This is a genomic window from Halomarina salina, assembly GCF_023074835.1.
In the GTDB taxonomy this organism is placed as follows: domain Archaea; phylum Halobacteriota; class Halobacteria; order Halobacteriales; family Haloarculaceae; genus Halomarina; species Halomarina salina.
This window is the reverse complement of sequence record NZ_JALLGW010000001.1, coordinates 679,437-695,247: the sequence shown is the minus strand read 5'-3', so window position 1 is coordinate 695,247 and position 15,811 is coordinate 679,437. Positions and strand designations below refer to the sequence as shown.

Below are 15,811 nucleotides of genomic sequence, written 5' to 3'. Positions count from 1 at the left end.
GAGAAGTACCTGAAAACCGATACGTGTCTGACGCAGTGTTAAGTGGGTCGGGTCGGGTATGGCAGATAGACCCGACCTTCTGGGTACGGGGAGGATACGTCAGGATGGGACTGCTAACTGAACTTAGATCAAGCATCTCGCGTGTGACGTCGAAGCTGTTCGCCCCCGACTCGGGGCCGAAACGCATCGGCATCTACGGCCCTCCGAACGCCGGGAAGACGACGCTCGCGAACCGAATCGCCCGTGACTGGACCGGCGACGCCGTCGGGCCGGAGAGTCACGTCCCCCACGAGACCCGTCGCGCACGCAGGAAGGAGAACGTCGAGATAAAGCGCAACGGCAAGAGCGTCAGCATCGACATCGTCGACACGCCGGGCGTGACCACGAAGGTCGACTACAAGGAGTTCCTCGAACACGACATCGAGAAGGAGGACGCCGTGCGTCGCTCCCGGGAGGCCACCGAGGGCGTCGCCGAGGCGATGCACTGGCTTCGCGAGGACGTCGACGGCGTCATCTACGTGCTCGACAGCGCCGACGACCCGTTCACGCAGGTCAACACGATGCTCATCGGCATCATCGAGTCGAAGGACCTTCCCGTCCTCATCTTCGCCAACAAGATCGACCTGGAGGAGTCGAGCGTCCAGCAGATCGCCAACGCGTTCCCACAGCACGAGACGGTCCCGCTGTCGGCGCTCGAAGGCGACAACATGGACGAAGTGTACGACAAGATAGCGGAGTACTTCGGGTGACCATGTCGGGATTCCAATCCTCCGACGGCGCACCCGAGACCCCGGACGGGGTCCAGATTGACCTCATCAGTGCCGGGCGGATGTCGAACCTCCGGACGATGGAGAAGATCCGGACCATCCTCGACAGCGTCCACGAGGGCAACATCGTCATCCTCGAGGACGGCCTCTCGCCCGACGAGGAGTCGAAACTCATCGAGGTGACGATGAGCGAGATCAGCCCGGACGGGTTCACGGGCATCGAGATCGAGACCTACCCCCGCCCGTCGAACGACGGTGGCCTGTTCAACCGCCTGATGGGCAAGAGTTCGGACAACGACAACAAACTGACCGTCATCGGTCCGGCGAACCGCATCGAGACCCTCCACAAGGACGAGAACCTCATCAGCGCGCTGGTCACACGGAGGTAACCCGTGCCGCACCAGTGTACCGCCTGCGGACACACGTTCGAGGACGGGTCGAAGGAGATGCTCTCGGGCTGTCCCAGCTGCGGTGGCACGACGTTCCAGTTCCGCCCGAGCGGTGCTGCTGAGGACGGTGACGCGACGAACACCGACGCGACCGACGACGAACCGTCCGAGCGTGCATCCGAAACGCCCCCCCAACGCGACTCCGGCGGCGTCGCCGAGCGGGTGGGCCGGACCGCGACGGCGATGCGCGACTGGATGCACAGCGACGACCCCCCCGATTCGGGTGGAACCGACGACCCGACCGACTCGTCGGCCGCCGACAGACCGTCGTCCGTCACCCAGTCCGGCGCTCCTGCCTCCGACACACCTTCATCCGACACACCTTCATCCGACACACCTTCCTCCGGAACCACGTCCGAAATTCCGACTGCCGAGACGCGACCCGAGGAGACGGCGGCGGACAGCGAGTCTCCGGAACGTTCGAACCCGGACGACACGCCAGCCCCGTCTGCCGAGGAGTCTTCACAGCCCGACCCGGCCTCCACGAACGCCGAGCAGACGCCGGCGGACGTGGAGTCGGCAGAGAACGAACGAACGGCGGCCGATACTCGGTCCGAAGACGAGGCACCGTCGACGGCCTGGCCGGACCCGCCGGACGTGAGCCACGTTCGAGAGAGTCCCTCCGAACAGGGTCGAGCGAGACGCCGCACTCCGGAGCAATCCGAGGAGGACGTCGACGTCGAGCCATCGGACGAGGCGGAACCAGTCAGTCACGAACCGACCGAGGACGGAGCACCGGAACCGGACGAGGACGGCGTCATCGTCGCCGACGAGGAGCCCGTCGACGCGAACACCGAGGACACCGCGCAGGCGAGTGCCCGGAGCGAGATGGCCCGTCCCGACGAACTCCCGCCGCGAGAGGAGCCGGACCCGCCGACGTCCGGTCGCGTCGTCAGCGAACCGACCGGGGAGAAACCCGACATGGCCGAACTCCGGGCGGAACTGAACGACAAGTTCGAGTCCATCAAGATCGTCGAACCCGGCCAGTACGAACTCAACCTGATGGAGCTGTACGACCGCCAGGAGTACATCATCGCGCTGCAGGAGAACGGCCGCTACGTCATCCAGATGCCCGAGGACTGGATCGGCGACCGGCCCGACTGAGCGACGACGTTCGAGTCGAAACGGAGGCCTCCTCGGAGACCCGAACAACCCCGGTCGAACTGTCCCTGTTCATCACCAACGTAGTCTCGCTGTATCGTGGTTCTCCAGTCGAAACAGAGGGGTGTAGAACGTGCCCGACGAGTACCGTTTCGAATTGGCGCGTTCGGTCCCGTTCTCCCGGTCTCGACGACGGTTAGACACGTCTGCCGTCCGCTCGGTGGGTCGGTTGGTGGCCAGGACGAGCGCCCGAGTCGAACCCGGCAGGACTTAACCGGTCGGCCGCGAACCGGTTTCCATGAGCGGAGCTACCAAAGTCGTGGTCGGTACGGTCGGAATCGCCGCGGTCCTCTCGGTCGCACTCATCGTCATGCTGGCCGTCTGATTCGATGTTCGAGGCACGCGACCTCTCGACGGACCTGGAGACGGTTCGCGAGTCGCACGCGCCGGGAGCGGTCGTACTGGACTGCGAGAACGACTTCGAGACGCTCGGCCCAGAGCGAGCGGAGACGCTCGGTCTGTTCGTCGAGTCGCTGGAGCCACGGTCGTACCCCGAGTCGTGGGTGCCGTCCGACGCACCCGAACTGCTCCGGCGGTACGCGGGCGAACCGTTCACCGTCGGGATGCCCGGCGACGGCGGCGTGACGTGGACCGCACAGACCACGCCACCCGTGGTGCTCGTGAAGGCACGGACGGCGGGGTCGCCCGACGCGTTCCGCGACTTCCTCGTCGCGGAAGCGCTCGTGGAGGCGGGGTCGGGTCACCCCGAGCACTTCCTCGGCTTCTTCGGCGAGCGGTACCCCAACCTCGCCGAGGCGACGACGCTCTCACCGACCGACACCTACCAGTTAGCCGTCGCGCTGTACGACGCGTACCTCGGGTTGCACACGCGCGAGACGTTCCGCGAGTGGGCCGACGACCTGCCGCGACTGCACGAGGCGTGGCGCGACGCTGGCGACCGTCTCCAGCCGCGACTCGACGGGATGTCACGCGAGGTGGCGACGGGCCGGACCTCGTTCCCCGCCGCGGCCGAACTCGCCTGTAGCGGCGTCAAACACGGCTGTGACCTCCCGACGCCGTTCGGTGCGCTCGACACGGAGGCGTACCGTGACGCGGGCGCGGAGTACGCCGTCCGCTGGGCCGAGAAGACGTTCGAACAGCTGGCAGACGACTGAGAGCCGGTCGGACGGCACCTGACCGTCGGTCGAGCGCACCGGATGAACGACGCGCGGAGATGCGCTCGCCCGACACGACGGCGTCGGCTTCTTGTCGCTCCCGGACGTATCGCCAGCGATGGCAAACCTCGAACTCTACGAACTGGAGGGCTGTCCCTACTGCGCGAAGGTAACGTCGAAACTCGACGAACTCGGTCTGGAGTACGAGTCCCACATGGTGCCGAGTTCCCACAGCGAACGGACCGAAGTCGAGGAGGTCAGCGGCCAGACGGGCGTCCCGGTGCTCGTCGACCCCGACCACGGCGTCGACGGGATGGCGGAGTCCGACGACATCGTCGCCTACCTCGAAGAGACCTACGGCGAGCAGGAAGCGAGCGCCTGAGCGGCCGCGAACACCTGAGCGGCCGCGCGAACCGACCGACTGGCCCGACTCCCCGACCCACTTCCTCGATTTTCCGCGTGACGAACCGCTAGTCGGCAGTCCGTGCCCCTGCTGAGCGACGCCGAGCGCCGTCGTAGCTGAGGCGCAGGAACGGCCGGAGCAGGACTAGATCGTTCCCACCGACGGGGACGAGCGGCCACTGGTCGCGACCGCCGTCGGACTGGACGCATCGCCCATCCGTGGTGATACCCCCTTCGTCCGCCGACCGGTCGCCCGGGTCGAACGTCAGCGCCGACCAGCGGACGCGCAGTCGCTCGCTGTCCGCCTCCGAGAGCCCGGACAGGGCGAGTCCGCCGTCGCTGACGACGGCGAAGGATGACCCGTCGACGAGGAACGCTGGACAGCCAGCGACCGTCCCGCGCTCGACGCCGTCCCAGGCGCGCACGGTGCCGAAGACGGCACTGTGGAGCGCACCCGCGCGTCGTTCGTGGAACAGTTCGGAATCCGTGACCTCTACATCCATGAACGTGTGGTGGCGTACCACGGGATAAGTATAGCGGCAATAACAGGAACTGCGAAGCGCTAACGTCCCGCTAGGGCGGCGTTACCAGTGACTCACGGGCACTCGGCACTCCTCGACGACTCGGTTCCGGGAATCGAAGGGGTTCAGCGCGGCCCCGACGGACTAGGCTTCAGACTCCGACCCGTCGGTGCGCTCGCGAACGAGTTCGCGGAGGTCCTCTGCGTCCTCGATGTCGTCCATCTCCTCCTGCTCGATGAGGACGGTGCGGTCGACGCTGTCCCGACGGGCGCGGTCGACGACGTAGATGGCGGAGGTGCGGGTCACCTCGCCCACCGAACTCATGATACGGGCGCGCTTCTCCGCGGTCCGGTCGAACGTCGAGTGGCCCGTGAGCATCGTCCCCGTCTCGTCCTGGCTCCGCTCGTCGCCGTCCTCGCTGACGGCCTTGAACGGCGAGCGGAGCGTCGGATGGACCTCGAAGCCGACGCGCGTCAGCACGGAGACGAGCGGTTCGTCGTCGGGGTCGGCCTCGGGGTCCTCCGGCATCGGTTCGGCGTCGGGGCGTTCCTCGCCCTCGAATACGTCGACGGGGTTCGACAGCCCCGCGCCGAACAGCTCTTCGAGCCGTGCGGCGACCTCGACGCTGGCGTTCATCCCGTCCTCGTATTTCGAGACGGTGCGCCGTGAGACGCCGAGTTCGCTGGCGAGGCGGCCGAGCGACCACTCGCGCTCCTGTCGCTTGTCGGCGAGGACGCTGCCGTCGATGCTGACGTAGAGACCGCCGGGCGCGGCGTAGATGAGCGGCGGGACGCCCTCGATGAACAGGTCCATCACCGTGTCGGGCGAGAGGACGGGGACGCCGTGTCGGAAGTAGACGACGCCCGGTTTCAGCTCCTCGTCGCGCGTCCGGAGGCCGATGACCAGCGGCGTCGCGTCGAGGTACGTGCCGAGTCGACGCATCTCCGCGCCGGTCGCCGCGTCGAAGGAGTCGACGTTGCCGAGCACCTTCAGGAGGATGACGTCGTCACGTCGGCGGGCGGCGACGTCGAAGCTCTTCGGACGGACGGCGCACCGGTCGCTCACGACGAACCCCGCGTCGTCGAGCATCGCGGTCACGTTGCCGACCAGTGCTGACCGTGACATAGATGGTCGTAAGCGCCTGTCCGCATATATATATTGTGTCAGTTCGGAACGCCCCGTCCGGCGGTTTCGCCCCCGAGCGCGACCGGATTTAAGTGGGCGGTCGGCTCACGACTCGCGGCGACCGGGCCGACCGGACGCGCGCCTCCCGTCGTACAGGACCCGACGGACGGTGACGAAACTCCTTACCCGGTCGGCCGCCCAGCACCGTCAGTGACCGTCATCGGCCTCGACGACACCGACTCGCGGGACCGCGGGATGTGCACCACGTACGTCGCCCACCGGGTGGCCGACCGCCTGCGCGACAGCGGGACCGTCGAGCGCCTGCTCCTCGTCCGTCTCAACCCCGCGGTCGAACACAAGACCCGCGGGAACGCCGCGCTCGCGATTCACACCGACGTCCCCGCCGACGAGGCGTTCGCCGTCGCTCGCGACGTCGTCGATGCGTCGGCCGTCGACGAGGACCCCGAGACGAACCCCGGCGTCGTCGTCGCGCCCGGCGACCCGGACGCCACGGTCGGTCCGCACGACGCCGTCGTCCGCTTCGCTCGCGCCGCCGTCCGCGACCACCTCTCGCTCGCCGACGCCGAGTCGCTGCTCGACCACGCTGGGTTCCACGCGAAGGGATGGGGGAACGGCCGCGGGCGAATCGGCGCGCTCGCCGCCGTGGGTGCCTGGGCGGCGGGACTGGACACGCTCGCCGCCGCTGACGGCCCTGCCGCTACTGAGGACCCTGGCGACCGACCGACCGACCGCGTCTTCGGCGACTGGACGTACGAGCGCATCGCGTACCGCGAACGCGAGCGCTGGGGGACGCCCCGCGAGGTGGACGCCGACTCGGTGTTCGCCGCCGCGGACGACGCGTACCCGACCGTCTGGGACACCGTCGACCGGGGGGAGAACGAGGCGGTCTGCGTCCCGCGCACGCCCGGTCCGGTGCTGTTCGGTATCCGCGGCGACGACGCGGCGACCGCCGAACGCGTCGCCGCCGCCATCGACGCGGAACCGACCGCCTGCGCCGAGACGTTCGTCACGAACCAGGGAACCGACGCCCACCTCCGGGACGGCACCGTCGCGGACGCGCTCGACGGTCGGGCGTACCGACTCGACGGCGTCGTCGAGACGGCACCCGAGACGCGACGCGGCGGCCACGTCTTCTTCACGCTCGCTGGAGGGACCGGTGCAGACGACGACTCCGCTTCGGACGACGGCGCTACTGTCCCGACACTCCAGTGCGCCGCCTTCGAGCCGACCAAACGCTTCCGCGACCGGGTCCGCGCGCTCCGCCCCGGCGACCGACTCACGGTCTGCGGCGAGGTGAGCGACGGGACGGTCAAACTGGAGAAGTTCGCGGTCAGGGAACTGGAGACGACCGAACTCGTCGTCCCCGACTGCCCCGACTGCGGCCGCCGGATGGAGAGCGCGGGCCGGAACCAGGGGTATCGCTGTCGGGACTGCTCGACGAGTCGCGACGGGAAGGCCGAGCGGTCGCTCGACCGCGGTATCGAACGGGGCTGGTACGAGGTGCCGCCCTGCGCCCGCCGCCACGTCGCCCGGCCCCTCGTCCGCGGCGGGTTCGACGCGCCGACCCACCCCGAGCGATAGTCCGTCTCCGTCGTCCGCCTCGTTGCCACCGCGACCGGACCGGTTCAGAACACCGAAGTCCCCGGCACGCGGTGACGCGGTATGGTTCGCTCCACGCGAACGACCGCCCTCCTCGTCGCCGTCGCGCTGACGGTGGCGCTGTCGGGATGCGCCGGCGTACTGGACGACGGCAGTTCGACCGAGACGTCGATGCCGGAGGCGACGTCGACGGACGTTCCGACGGACTCGGCCACGACGGCACCGACCGACGGCACCGACGCGACCACGACGAGCGCACTGAACAGCACCAACACGTCGTCGACCGGTACCACGACGGAGCAGATGACCACGACAGGGGCGACTGCGTCGCCCACCGCCACGCCCGGCAACGCGACGGCAGCGTTCGTCGAAGACGGGGAGACGCTGGCGACCGTCTCGCTGGAGATCGCCGACAACGACAGCGAGCGCGCTCAGGGGCTGATGCACCGTGAGTCGCTCGCCGAGAACCACGGGATGGTGTTCGTCTACGGCGGCGAGGCGACGCGCAGTTTCTGGATGAAGAACACGCTCATCCCGCTGGACATGGTGTTCGTCGCGGCCAACGGCACGGTGCTGAACGTCGAACACGCCGACGTCCCGCCCGAGGGGAGTTCCGACTACGGGAGTTACGTCAGCGACGGGCCAGCGCAGTACGTCGTCGAGGTGAACCGTGGGTTCGCGAACCGGACGGGTGTCGGTCCGGGGACGCAGGTCGAGTTCTCGGGGCTCGACGGCGAGGACTGAACCGCTCGTTCGCCCCGCCGCCGGACGCTCCGCTACCCCTTCAGACCGCTCCCGGTGAGCGGTATGACCACGTCGCTCGCCTCGTCCAGCACCCCGCGCTCGCGGTACTCGCGCAACCCAGCCGGAGCGACGGCGCACGTCGGTTCCGTGTAGAAGCCCCGCTCGTGGAGGGCGTCGAGTTCGCGTTCCGTAGCGGCCGCGTCGACGCTGATGCAGTCGCCGTCCGTCGCCTCGATGGCCGCCCGAATCTGGTCGCCGCGAGCGGGGTCGAGAATCTGGATGCCGTCTGCGATGTCGTTCGACTCCCCACTATCTGTCCCGTCACCGCTCGCCACGTCACCGTCTCCCGAACCCCTTCCTTTCGACTCGAACTCGCGGGCGATGGGGTCGTACCCGGCCGCCTGCACGCCGAGCAGTCGGGGCACCGAGTCGGTCCACCCTGCCTCGCGGAGCGCTCGGAAGCCGCGGTACGCGCCGAGAAAGAGCGTCCCGTGACCCACGGGACAGACGACGGCGTCGGGAACCTCCCAGTCGCGCTGGTGGGCGAGTTCGTAGGCGAACGTCGCCGTCCCCGCGAAGAACGCCGGGTTCCAGGCGTGGCTGGCGTACCAGCCAGCGCCCGACTCGACGGCCTCGACGCAGGCGTCGGTGACCGCCTGCCGGGAGCCCTCGACGCGGACCACGTCGGCCCCGGCGCGCTCGATGGCCCGGAGTTTCGAGGCCTTCACCGACGCCGGGACGTATATCTCGCAGTCGAGGCCCGCCCGCGCGGCGTAGGTGGCGATGGCCGCCCCGGCGTTCCCCGAGGAGTCCTCGACGACCCGCTCGGCACCCACGTCGAGCGCCCGCGAGAGCGTCAGCGTCGCGCCGCGGTCCTTGAAACTGCCCGACGGGAAGACGTACTCCAGTTTGAACTGCGCGTTCCAGTGCGGCGCGTCGGTCAGTGGCGTGTACCCCTCGCCGAGCGAGACCCGGTTCTCCACCGGAAGGAAGGGGGCGAACGCCCACAGCCCGGACCGGGCGTCGGGGGCGTACGGGGCGGGTCGCGGCGGGTTCGCGAAGTCGAGCTGGTGGGTGCAGGTGCAGCGCCAGCGGTCCTCGTACTCGGACCCGCAAGCGGGACAGCGGAGCATGGACGACGCTCCGCGGGCGCGTGAGGTGTGGGTTTCGGTCGTATCAGGGGGTGCGCGGCAGCGGTCGAGAACGGGGAATTCAGACCGTGTCGAGGTCCGTCCCGACCGAGCAGACGTACTCGCCGGTCGCCGCCTGCGGGAGGCGGCGCGTGCGCCAGAAGATGCCGTCGGAGTCCGCGGTGACGGTCGACTTCACCGCGCCGAACGGGTCGGTCACGTCGAACAGCGGTTCGCCCCGGGTGACGTGCTCGCCGAGGTCCTTGCGGAACGAGACGAGGCCGCCCGCGGGTGCGCCGTACTGCTCGAAGCCGCTGGCGCGGGTCTGCTCGCCGGGGTCAGTCTCGCCGTCGATGAAGCCGTAGTGGACGAGGACGTTCTTCACCCCCTGGACGCCGACGTCGATGGAGTGCTGGTCCCAGCCGACGCAGCCGCCGAGTTCGGGGTCGATGGTCGGGATGCCTTCGTCGGGGGCGGCGCGGGCGAGTTGGCCGTCCGGTCCCTTCTGGTCGAGGATGTAGCCCGCGTCGAACACGCGGGCGAGTTCGAGGCAGTCGTCGTGCATCCGGTGGCGCGGGCCACAGCGGACCCGCGTCTCGTTTATCATGCGCGAGGTCGACCCCTGGTGGAGGTCGAGGATGAGGTCGGCGCGCTGGCCCGCCTCGAACGTCGCGGCGGCGATGCGCTCGCTGGAGGTGCCGTTCGGGTCGCCGGGGTACGCCCGGTTCATCTTCGTGTCGTCGATGGGGTTGCGGTGCTCGGCAACGTGGAAGGCGTGGATGTTGACGATGCCGACGACGAGAATCTGTCCGGCGAGTTCGGCGGGGTCGAGCTGCGGGACGAGGGTCTGGAGGACGCCGACGCCGTTGAGTTCGTCGCCGTCGCTGACGGCCTGCAGGTAGAGCGTCTTCCCGTCGCGAGCGCCGTTGAGCACCGCGACAGGGAGGGCGACTTCGCTGCCGTCGCGGGCCTCCCCGACGGGCAGGTGCCCCGTCGCGAACTCCCCGGGAGCAGCGGTCGCGGTACCGAGCGTAGTCATCGGTTCTAGGCGGCACGCACACGCTCTTATGCAGTTCGGTCTCGGAACCCCTCTCCGCAGGACGTTCGTCCGCTTTCTCGACGGACTCGTGACCGTTCGCCGTCGGAGTCGTGACCGTTCGCCGTCGGAGACGGAGCGTTCGGCGGGACGCACCGCCGTCACGAAGACGCTTTGGCGGTCGCCCACGAACCACGACTGTGGCCGAGTCCGACGACCCCGCACCCGGAACGCCCGGCGAGACTGTCCCCGAACGCCCCGGCACCGCGAACTTCGTCAGGGCGCTGAACGTCCGACGAAACGCCCGTATCGGCGTCGGCGTCGGCGTCGTGTTCGCCGCGGTGGTGTACGCGGTCCGGGTGTTCGAACTGCTCGGTCCGGCCCCCGACTCCGCTGGCTCGCTGTACTTCCTGATGCTGGCGTTCGTCCTCGCCAGCGGCGTCGCACTGCTGGTCACGCTCGGCCTCACCGTCCGGTCGGCCGCCAGGCGGGCACGAGAACTCGACTGACGGGTTCCGATTCGACTCGACTTCCGGATTAGCTGGTGTCGCCCGCGAGTTCGCCGAGTCGGGCCGCTCCCTCGGGCGTCCCCTTCGCGATGACGATGTCGCCCTCGTGGAGCTGCGTGTTCGCACGCGGCGAGACGACCCACTCGCCCTGGTCGCGGCCGAACCGCCCCTGCGTCGTCGACCCCTCGTCGCCACGACGGACGGCGATGACGCGCATCCCCGTCTCGGTGCCGACCATCTCGTCGCGCAGGGTCGCACCGTCGAGTATGCTCCCCGGCGCGACGGTCAGTCGGATGATCATCTCCTCGCTCGCGCGGACGGCCTCTGCGACCACCGGGTGGGTGCCGAGGCCCCGCAGGACGCCTTCGCTTATCTCCAGGGCGGCGTCCGAGATGACCTCGGTCGCGCTGGCGAGCTGGACGAGACCGCGCAGCGAGACGGGGTCGTCCACGCGGGCGGCGGCCTGGAGCGTCCACGCCTCGAAGCGCGACTGGAGGGCGTCGACCTCGGCTTCGAGTTCCAGCACCTCCTCGGCGACGTCGGTGCTGTCGAACAGCACCGCGCCGTACGCCAGGTCGACGGCGAGTTCGCTCATGTTCTTCATCAGGACGATGGAGTCGACGGCGCGTTCGAGGTCGTCGATGGCCGGTTCCGGGGCGTCGGCCGGGACGAACTCGCGGTCCGTCGCGTCGGTGTACACGTCGCCGACGGCCTCCTCGGGGCCGCGGAGCAGGAGGACGTCGTTCGCCTCCAGTCGCGTCTCGGAGCCGGGGTCGACCAGCCACCCGCCCTCGCGGCGGATGGCGATGACGCGGACGCCCGTGGTCGTCTCCAGCGAGACGTCGCCGAGGTCGCGGCCCGCGAGCGGCGACGATTCGGTGAGGCGGGCACGGACCAACGTCTCCACGGCCTCCGGGAGCGCCGCGCGCATCGCCTCGGGCAGGCCGATATCTTCCAGGACGACCTTCGCGATGTCGCCCGCGGCGTCGCTTATCTTCTCGGCGGCCCCGACGACGCCGAGGACGGGCGCGAGCGCTTCGGCATCCTCGGGGTTGCGCGCGGCCATCAGCAGGCTCATCCGAGCTTTCATCTGGAGGATGTCCATCCGGTGTTCGAGTTCGAGCACTTCCTCGGCGATGTCGTCACTCCCCAGGAGAACGGCGGAGTACGACAGGTCGATGAGGAGTTCGGCGGTGTCTTTCATCTCCGCCAGCACCTCCTTGACCGACACGGGTTCGTACTCCACCTCGCTCATACCCCCGAGTCGAACGCCTGCGGCTAAAGGGTTGTCTCCAGCGCCGAGGGAAACCGGGTGGTCGTCGCCCTGAGCCCCGCGTTCAGCATTTCCCTGTATAACAATCCTTTTAGACTCGCCTCGGGAAACTCGACCATGGCTGACGAACTCAAGAAGGGGCTCGAAGGTGTCCTCGTCGCTGAATCCGAACTGTCGTTCATCGACGGGGACGCGGGCAAACTCGTCTACCGCGGCTACTCCATCGAGGACCTCGCGCGCGAGGCGAGCTTCGAGGAGGTCGTCTATCTCCTGTGGCACGGGGAGCTGCCGACACGCGACGAACTCGAACCGTTCGCGCAGTCGATGGCCGAAGAGCGCGTCGTCGACGACGCCATCGTCGAACTGGCGCAGGAGCTCGCCGAGGCGGACGAGGAGCCGATGGCCGCGATGCGCACCGTCGCCTCCCACCTCTCGGCGTACGACCCGGACGCGGACGCCGACCCGACCGACTACGAGGCGAACCTCCGGAAGGGCCGTCGGCTCACCGCGAAACTGCCGACCGCGCTCGCGGCGTTCGCCCGCGCCCGCGACGGTGACGACCCGGTCGAACCGCGGCAGGACCTGAGCCACGCCGCGAACTTCCTCTACATGCTCAACGACGAGGAGCCGGAGGACGTCATGGCCGACACGTTCGACATGGCGCTGGTGCTCCACGCGGACCACGGCCTCAACGCCTCGACGTTCTCCGCGATGGTCACCGCGAGCACGCTCGCCGACATGCACTCGGCGGTCACGTCGGCCGTCGGGACGCTCTCGGGGAGCCTCCACGGCGGCGCGAACGCCAACGTGATGCGGATGCTGAAGGAGGTCGACGGCAGCGACCGGGACGCCTTCGACTGGATCGAGACCGCCCTCGACGAGGGGCGTCGCGTCGCCGGGTTCGGCCACCGCGTCTACAACGTCAAGGACCCGCGCGCGAAGATTCTCGGCGAGCGTTCGGAGGAACTCGGCGAGGCCGCCGGCGACCGCAAGTGGTTCGAGATGAGTTCGACCATCGAGGAGTACATGGCCGAGGAGAAGGGTCTCGCGCCGAACGTCGACTTCTACTCCGCCTCGACGTACTACCAGATGGGCATCCCCATCGACATCTACACCCCGATCTTCGCCATCAGCCGCGTCTCCGGGTGGGTCGCGCACGTCCTCGAACAGTACGAGGACAATCGCCTCATCCGGCCGCGCGCCCGCTACGTCGGCGACGAGGACGTCGACTACACGCCGCTCGACGAGCGGTAGGCGACGACCGCGCTTTCGGTCTCTTCGGTTCCCTTCTCCGACGTTCGTCTCTCGACTCAGCCGCCGAGGGACGTTCGCACTCCGTATTCGAGGAGCGCCAGCGCGACGGTTCCGCCGAGCAGAACCGGACCGAAGACGAGTGCGTAGAACCCGAGCGCGTCCGATTCGGGGTATCTCGCCGAGAACGTCGATACCGCGACCACCGTCGCCGCGAACAGGCCGACGAGCGGTGTGACCAGCGCCCAGTGGACGTAGCTGTAGACCGGGATACCCGCCTGTGCGGTCAGGAGGACCACGCCGAGCGTGACGACGAGGAGGTAGTCGAGATAGTCCTCGGGACTCGGCCACTGCGTCACCGACCGAACGGCCGCCCAGAGACAGAGACAACACCCCGCGTAGCCACCGCTCGCGGCGACGACCAGTTCGGGCGCACCGACGAACCACGTCCGGAACACGACGGGGACGGCAACGACGAGCACCGCCACCGGAAGCACGAGGACGTGGCTGTTCCTGTCGCCGTCACGTTCCCGACCACCTGCCGTCGGCATACGATTCCTGTGACCGAGCGAACGTATCAACCCACGGCACGGGGCGCAGTCCCGTCGGTCGAAGGCCGAGCAGTCCGCCGAATTCCGTCGCCGTCGTCGGGTCGCCAATACTGATAGCCAGTTCACTTAGGCGACGGTGACGCTCCCTCCTAGCTATGATTCCCGTCCCCGAGGTGATCGAGGCGCTCATCCACGAGGTGACGGGTCCGATGGGGCTGCTGGTCGCCGCGGTGTACTCGCTGCTGGTCGCCGCCGTCCTCCCGTTTCCGGGCGAACTCGTGCTCGCCATCCCGCTCGACCTGGGGTTCGACCCGCTGACCGAACTCGCCCTCCTCGTCGTCGCCAGCAGCGCCGGGAAGGCGGTGGGCAGTCTGGTCGCGCTCCGGGTCGGCAACGGTGCCCGGACCGGCGTGTTCGACCGCCTGTTCGGACAGCTACCGACCGTGGTCTCCCTCCAGAACGCGGTGCCGACGGACCTGATGACCCGCTACGGCTACCTCGGTCTGGGCGTCGGACTCGCCATCCCGTTCCTCCCCGACACGGCCATCATCTACGCGTTCAGCGTGCTGGAGATGAACTACGCGAAGTTCGCCGTCGCCGCGTTCCTCGGCACCGTCGTCCGCCTGCTGGCGGTGGCGGGCATCGTCGGCGGCGCGATGGCGCTCACGTGAGGCTCTCGGCGGTGCCTCCGAGAGGGTGCGCCCTCGCTCCCTTCAGTCGTCGGTTTCCTGCGTCGAGCCGCGGTCGGCGAGCATCCGTGTCGCCCGGCCCGCCCAGTCGCCGCGGTGGAAGCTCGTCCCGACGACGAGCGCCATCCAGACGTAGCTGAGCGAGAGCCCGGCGTACGCGCCGAGGACGCCGTAGTCCCAGACGACGCCCCCGAGGTACGTGCCCCCGACCATGAACCCGAACAGCCCCGTCGTGCGAGCGACCAGCGGGACGCGCGTCTCGCTGGCTCCCCGGAGCGCCCCCTGCAGGACGACGAAGCAGACGAGGAACGGCGCGGTCAGGCCGTAGACGCGGGCGAACTGGACCGCGTAGCGGGCCGTCTCCGCGTCGTCGGTGAACAGCGCGACGAGCCGCGGTGCGAAGACGGCCAGCAACAGGCCGATGCCGCCGACGGTGACGACGCCGAGCGCGGCCGTCGCCCAGCCGAGGTAGCGCGCCTCCTCGGCCTCGCCCCGGCCGAGCGCCTGCCCGACGACGACGCTCACGGCGACGTTGTAGCCCCGGCCGAGCGGACTCGTCACCTGCTGGTAGACGCGTCGCCCGACCTGGAACGCGGCGTTGACCTCGGTCCCGAACCCGAGCAGGATGGCGTTGAACGGGAACTCCGCGAGCGTCGAGAGCAGGCCCTCGGCGACGCTGGGGGCGCTGACCGCGACGAGTTGCCGGAAGACGACCGGGTCGGTGGGAACGACGAGGTTCGCTTCCGACCACGAGGTCAGCAGGGCGAGACAGAGCGTGGTCGCGGTCAGCACGTTCGCCGCCGCGGTGGCGACGCCGACGCCGAGGACGCCGTACTGCTGGACGCCGAACAGGCCCAGCCCGAGAATCGCGCTCGCGGAGATGTTGAGGCCGTTGGCGACGACGTTGACGTACATCGGGGTTCGGGTGTCGCCGGTGCCCTGGAGCGACCGCGCGGCGACGAGCGAGACGTGCCGGGCGGGCGCGGTCAGGAAGATGACGGCGAGGTACTGCCCGCCCAGGCGAGCGACCTCGGCGGGCGCTCCGAGCAGTGCGATGGCCGCGTCGCCGAAGTACCACCCGAAGACGGCGAACGGGACGCCGAGCACGATTCCCAGGAGGACGGCCGCCGAGATGGCCTGGTCGCGGTTGGCGTCCGCCCGCGTGACCACGTCGGCCGTCGTCTCGTCGACGGTCCCGGTCGCGCGGTCCGCGTCGTCGGTCTTCGGTCGGTTCGGTGCACCGTCAGACGGTTCGTCGCGTTCGGCGCCCTCGGCAGGCGCGTCGGCCGCGCCGGTGTCCTGACTTGAGAGCGCGATAGCACCCCCGCCCATCCCGAGGCCGACCCACAGCGGGAACCGGGAGTAGAGGTCCGCGAGACCGATGGCCGTGACGGCGACGGGTGAGATGGCCGCCGTGACGACGATGTCCGTCGTGCGCATCAGCGTCCGGAACGTCTGCTCGGCCATC

18 protein-coding genes are annotated in these 15,811 nt (G+C 69.1%); 11 read left to right on the top strand and 7 right to left on the bottom strand.

Annotation, left to right across the window (positions count from 1 at the left end):
- Nucleotides 1-104: 104 nt before the first annotated feature.
- From MX571_RS03555 to MX571_RS03535, 6 genes are all read left to right on the top strand, one after another.
- A complete protein-coding gene (locus MX571_RS03555) occupies nt 105-749 on the top strand; it encodes an Era-like GTP-binding protein (RefSeq protein WP_247414212.1) in 645 nt (214 codons plus the stop codon).
- 2 nt (nt 750-751) lie between these two features.
- The gene (locus MX571_RS03550) at nt 752-1,156 is read left to right on the top strand and encodes a DUF2073 domain-containing protein (RefSeq protein ID WP_247414211.1); all 405 of its coding nucleotides are present in this window, start codon (nt 752-754) and stop codon (nt 1,154-1,156) included.
- Between the two features lie 3 nt (nt 1,157-1,159).
- Complete coding sequence (locus MX571_RS22645; protein ID WP_247414210.1) at nt 1,160-2,320, top strand: OapC/ArvC family zinc-ribbon domain-containing protein; 1,161 nt, start codon at nt 1,160-1,162, stop codon at nt 2,318-2,320.
- A gap of 295 nt (nt 2,321-2,615) precedes the next feature.
- The gene (locus MX571_RS22895; RefSeq protein ID WP_438267239.1) at nt 2,616-2,702 is read left to right on the top strand and encodes a hypothetical protein; all 87 of its coding nucleotides are present in this window, start codon (nt 2,616-2,618) and stop codon (nt 2,700-2,702) included.
- A 4-nt stretch (nt 2,703-2,706) separates the two neighbouring features.
- On the top strand, nt 2,707-3,492 hold the full coding sequence (locus MX571_RS03540) for a DUF7089 family protein (protein WP_247414209.1): 786 nt from the start codon (nt 2,707-2,709) through the stop codon (nt 3,490-3,492).
- Nucleotides 3,493-3,610: 118 nt separating this feature from the next.
- Nucleotides 3,611-3,874 carry a glutathione S-transferase N-terminal domain-containing protein gene (locus MX571_RS03535; protein ID WP_247414208.1) on the top strand — a complete coding sequence of 88 codons (264 nt, stop codon included), beginning with the start codon at nt 3,611-3,613 and terminating at the stop codon, nt 3,872-3,874.
- Between the two features lie 88 nt (nt 3,875-3,962).
- On the opposite strand, the gene MX571_RS03530 is transcribed toward MX571_RS03535, so the two are convergent.
- Both MX571_RS03530 and MX571_RS03525 read right to left on the bottom strand, forming a co-directional pair.
- Complete coding sequence (locus MX571_RS03530) at nt 3,963-4,397, bottom strand: hypothetical protein (RefSeq protein ID WP_247414207.1); 435 nt, start codon at nt 4,395-4,397, stop codon at nt 3,963-3,965.
- Nucleotides 4,398-4,559: 162 nt separating this feature from the next.
- On the bottom strand, nt 4,560-5,540 hold the full coding sequence (locus tag MX571_RS03525) for a transcriptional regulator (protein ID WP_247414206.1): 981 nt from the start codon (nt 5,538-5,540) through the stop codon (nt 4,560-4,562).
- 210 nt (nt 5,541-5,750) lie between these two features.
- On the opposite strand from MX571_RS03525, the gene MX571_RS03520 reads away from it, so the two are divergent.
- Nucleotides 5,751-7,142, top strand: a complete 1,392-nt coding sequence (locus MX571_RS03520) for a TiaS agmantine-binding domain-containing protein (RefSeq protein WP_247414205.1) — start codon at nt 5,751-5,753, stop codon at nt 7,140-7,142.
- Between the two features lie 81 nt (nt 7,143-7,223).
- On the top strand, nt 7,224-7,904 hold the full coding sequence (locus MX571_RS03515) for a DUF192 domain-containing protein (RefSeq protein WP_247414204.1): 681 nt from the start codon (nt 7,224-7,226) through the stop codon (nt 7,902-7,904).
- A gap of 32 nt (nt 7,905-7,936) precedes the next feature.
- Here the strand turns inward: MX571_RS03515 and MX571_RS03510 are convergent, their stop codons facing one another.
- Together MX571_RS03510 and MX571_RS03505 are read right to left on the bottom strand one after the other, a co-directional pair.
- The gene (locus tag MX571_RS03510) at nt 7,937-9,037 is read right to left on the bottom strand and encodes a pyridoxal-phosphate dependent enzyme (protein ID WP_247414203.1); all 1,101 of its coding nucleotides are present in this window, start codon (nt 9,035-9,037) and stop codon (nt 7,937-7,939) included.
- A gap of 79 nt (nt 9,038-9,116) precedes the next feature.
- Nucleotides 9,117-10,073, bottom strand: coding sequence for a succinylglutamate desuccinylase/aspartoacylase family protein (locus MX571_RS03505; protein ID WP_247414202.1), 957 nt, complete (start codon nt 10,071-10,073; stop codon nt 9,117-9,119).
- Between the two features lie 197 nt (nt 10,074-10,270).
- On the opposite strand from MX571_RS03505, the gene MX571_RS03500 reads away from it, so the two are divergent.
- Nucleotides 10,271-10,579 carry a DUF7536 family protein gene (locus tag MX571_RS03500; protein ID WP_247414201.1) on the top strand — a complete coding sequence of 103 codons (309 nt, stop codon included), beginning with the start codon at nt 10,271-10,273 and terminating at the stop codon, nt 10,577-10,579.
- Between the two features lie 28 nt (nt 10,580-10,607).
- Here MX571_RS03500 and MX571_RS03495 read toward each other — a convergent pair whose 3' ends face one another.
- The gene (locus MX571_RS03495; RefSeq protein ID WP_247414200.1) at nt 10,608-11,834 is read right to left on the bottom strand and encodes a potassium channel family protein; all 1,227 of its coding nucleotides are present in this window, start codon (nt 11,832-11,834) and stop codon (nt 10,608-10,610) included.
- A gap of 135 nt (nt 11,835-11,969) precedes the next feature.
- Between MX571_RS03495 and citZ the strand changes: the two genes are divergently transcribed.
- The gene (citZ, locus tag MX571_RS03490; protein ID WP_247414199.1) at nt 11,970-13,106 is read left to right on the top strand and encodes a citrate synthase; all 1,137 of its coding nucleotides are present in this window, start codon (nt 11,970-11,972) and stop codon (nt 13,104-13,106) included.
- A gap of 56 nt (nt 13,107-13,162) precedes the next feature.
- On the opposite strand, the gene MX571_RS03485 is transcribed toward citZ, so the two are convergent.
- Nucleotides 13,163-13,654: a hypothetical protein gene (locus MX571_RS03485; protein WP_247414198.1), complete on the bottom strand. Its 492-nt coding sequence runs from the start codon at nt 13,652-13,654 to the stop codon at nt 13,163-13,165.
- A gap of 155 nt (nt 13,655-13,809) precedes the next feature.
- Here MX571_RS03485 and MX571_RS03480 point away from each other — a divergent pair, with 155 nt between their 5' ends.
- Nucleotides 13,810-14,325, top strand: a complete 516-nt coding sequence (locus MX571_RS03480) for a VTT domain-containing protein (RefSeq protein WP_247414197.1) — start codon at nt 13,810-13,812, stop codon at nt 14,323-14,325.
- A 42-nt stretch (nt 14,326-14,367) separates the two neighbouring features.
- Here MX571_RS03480 and MX571_RS03475 read toward each other — a convergent pair whose 3' ends face one another.
- Nucleotides 14,368-15,810 carry an MATE family efflux transporter gene (locus MX571_RS03475; protein WP_247418418.1) on the bottom strand — a complete coding sequence of 481 codons (1,443 nt, stop codon included), beginning with the start codon at nt 15,808-15,810 and terminating at the stop codon, nt 14,368-14,370.
- Between the last annotated feature and the right edge of the window lies 1 nt (nt 15,811).

What these genes read in the sequence shown, in the direction of transcription:
- MX571_RS03555 (WP_247414212.1), top strand. Translation starts at nt 105, where the DNA reads ATGGGACTGCTAACTGAACTTAGATCAAGCATCTCGCGTGTGACGTCG.
- MX571_RS03550 (WP_247414211.1), top strand. Translation starts at nt 752, where the DNA reads ATGTCGGGATTCCAATCCTCCGACGGCGCACCCGAGACCCCGGACGGG.
- MX571_RS22895 (WP_438267239.1), top strand. Translation starts at nt 2,616, where the DNA reads ATGAGCGGAGCTACCAAAGTCGTGGTCGGTACGGTCGGAATCGCCGCG.
- MX571_RS03540 (WP_247414209.1), top strand. Translation starts at nt 2,707, where the DNA reads ATGTTCGAGGCACGCGACCTCTCGACGGACCTGGAGACGGTTCGCGAG.
- MX571_RS03535 (WP_247414208.1), top strand. Translation starts at nt 3,611, where the DNA reads ATGGCAAACCTCGAACTCTACGAACTGGAGGGCTGTCCCTACTGCGCG.
- MX571_RS03530 (WP_247414207.1), bottom strand. Translation starts at nt 4,397, where the DNA reads ATGGATGTAGAGGTCACGGATTCCGAACTGTTCCACGAACGACGCGCG.
- MX571_RS03525 (WP_247414206.1), bottom strand. Translation starts at nt 5,540, where the DNA reads ATGTCACGGTCAGCACTGGTCGGCAACGTGACCGCGATGCTCGACGAC.
- MX571_RS03515 (WP_247414204.1), top strand. Translation starts at nt 7,224, where the DNA reads ATGGTTCGCTCCACGCGAACGACCGCCCTCCTCGTCGCCGTCGCGCTG.
- MX571_RS03510 (WP_247414203.1), bottom strand. Translation starts at nt 9,037, where the DNA reads ATGCTCCGCTGTCCCGCTTGCGGGTCCGAGTACGAGGACCGCTGGCGC.
- MX571_RS03505 (WP_247414202.1), bottom strand. Translation starts at nt 10,073, where the DNA reads ATGACTACGCTCGGTACCGCGACCGCTGCTCCCGGGGAGTTCGCGACG.
- MX571_RS03495 (WP_247414200.1), bottom strand. Translation starts at nt 11,834, where the DNA reads ATGAGCGAGGTGGAGTACGAACCCGTGTCGGTCAAGGAGGTGCTGGCG.
- citZ (WP_247414199.1), top strand. Translation starts at nt 11,970, where the DNA reads ATGGCTGACGAACTCAAGAAGGGGCTCGAAGGTGTCCTCGTCGCTGAA.
- MX571_RS03485 (WP_247414198.1), bottom strand. Translation starts at nt 13,654, where the DNA reads ATGCCGACGGCAGGTGGTCGGGAACGTGACGGCGACAGGAACAGCCAC.
- MX571_RS03480 (WP_247414197.1), top strand. Translation starts at nt 13,810, where the DNA reads ATGATTCCCGTCCCCGAGGTGATCGAGGCGCTCATCCACGAGGTGACG.
- MX571_RS03475 (WP_247418418.1), bottom strand. Translation starts at nt 15,810, where the DNA reads ATGGCCGAGCAGACGTTCCGGACGCTGATGCGCACGACGGACATCGTC.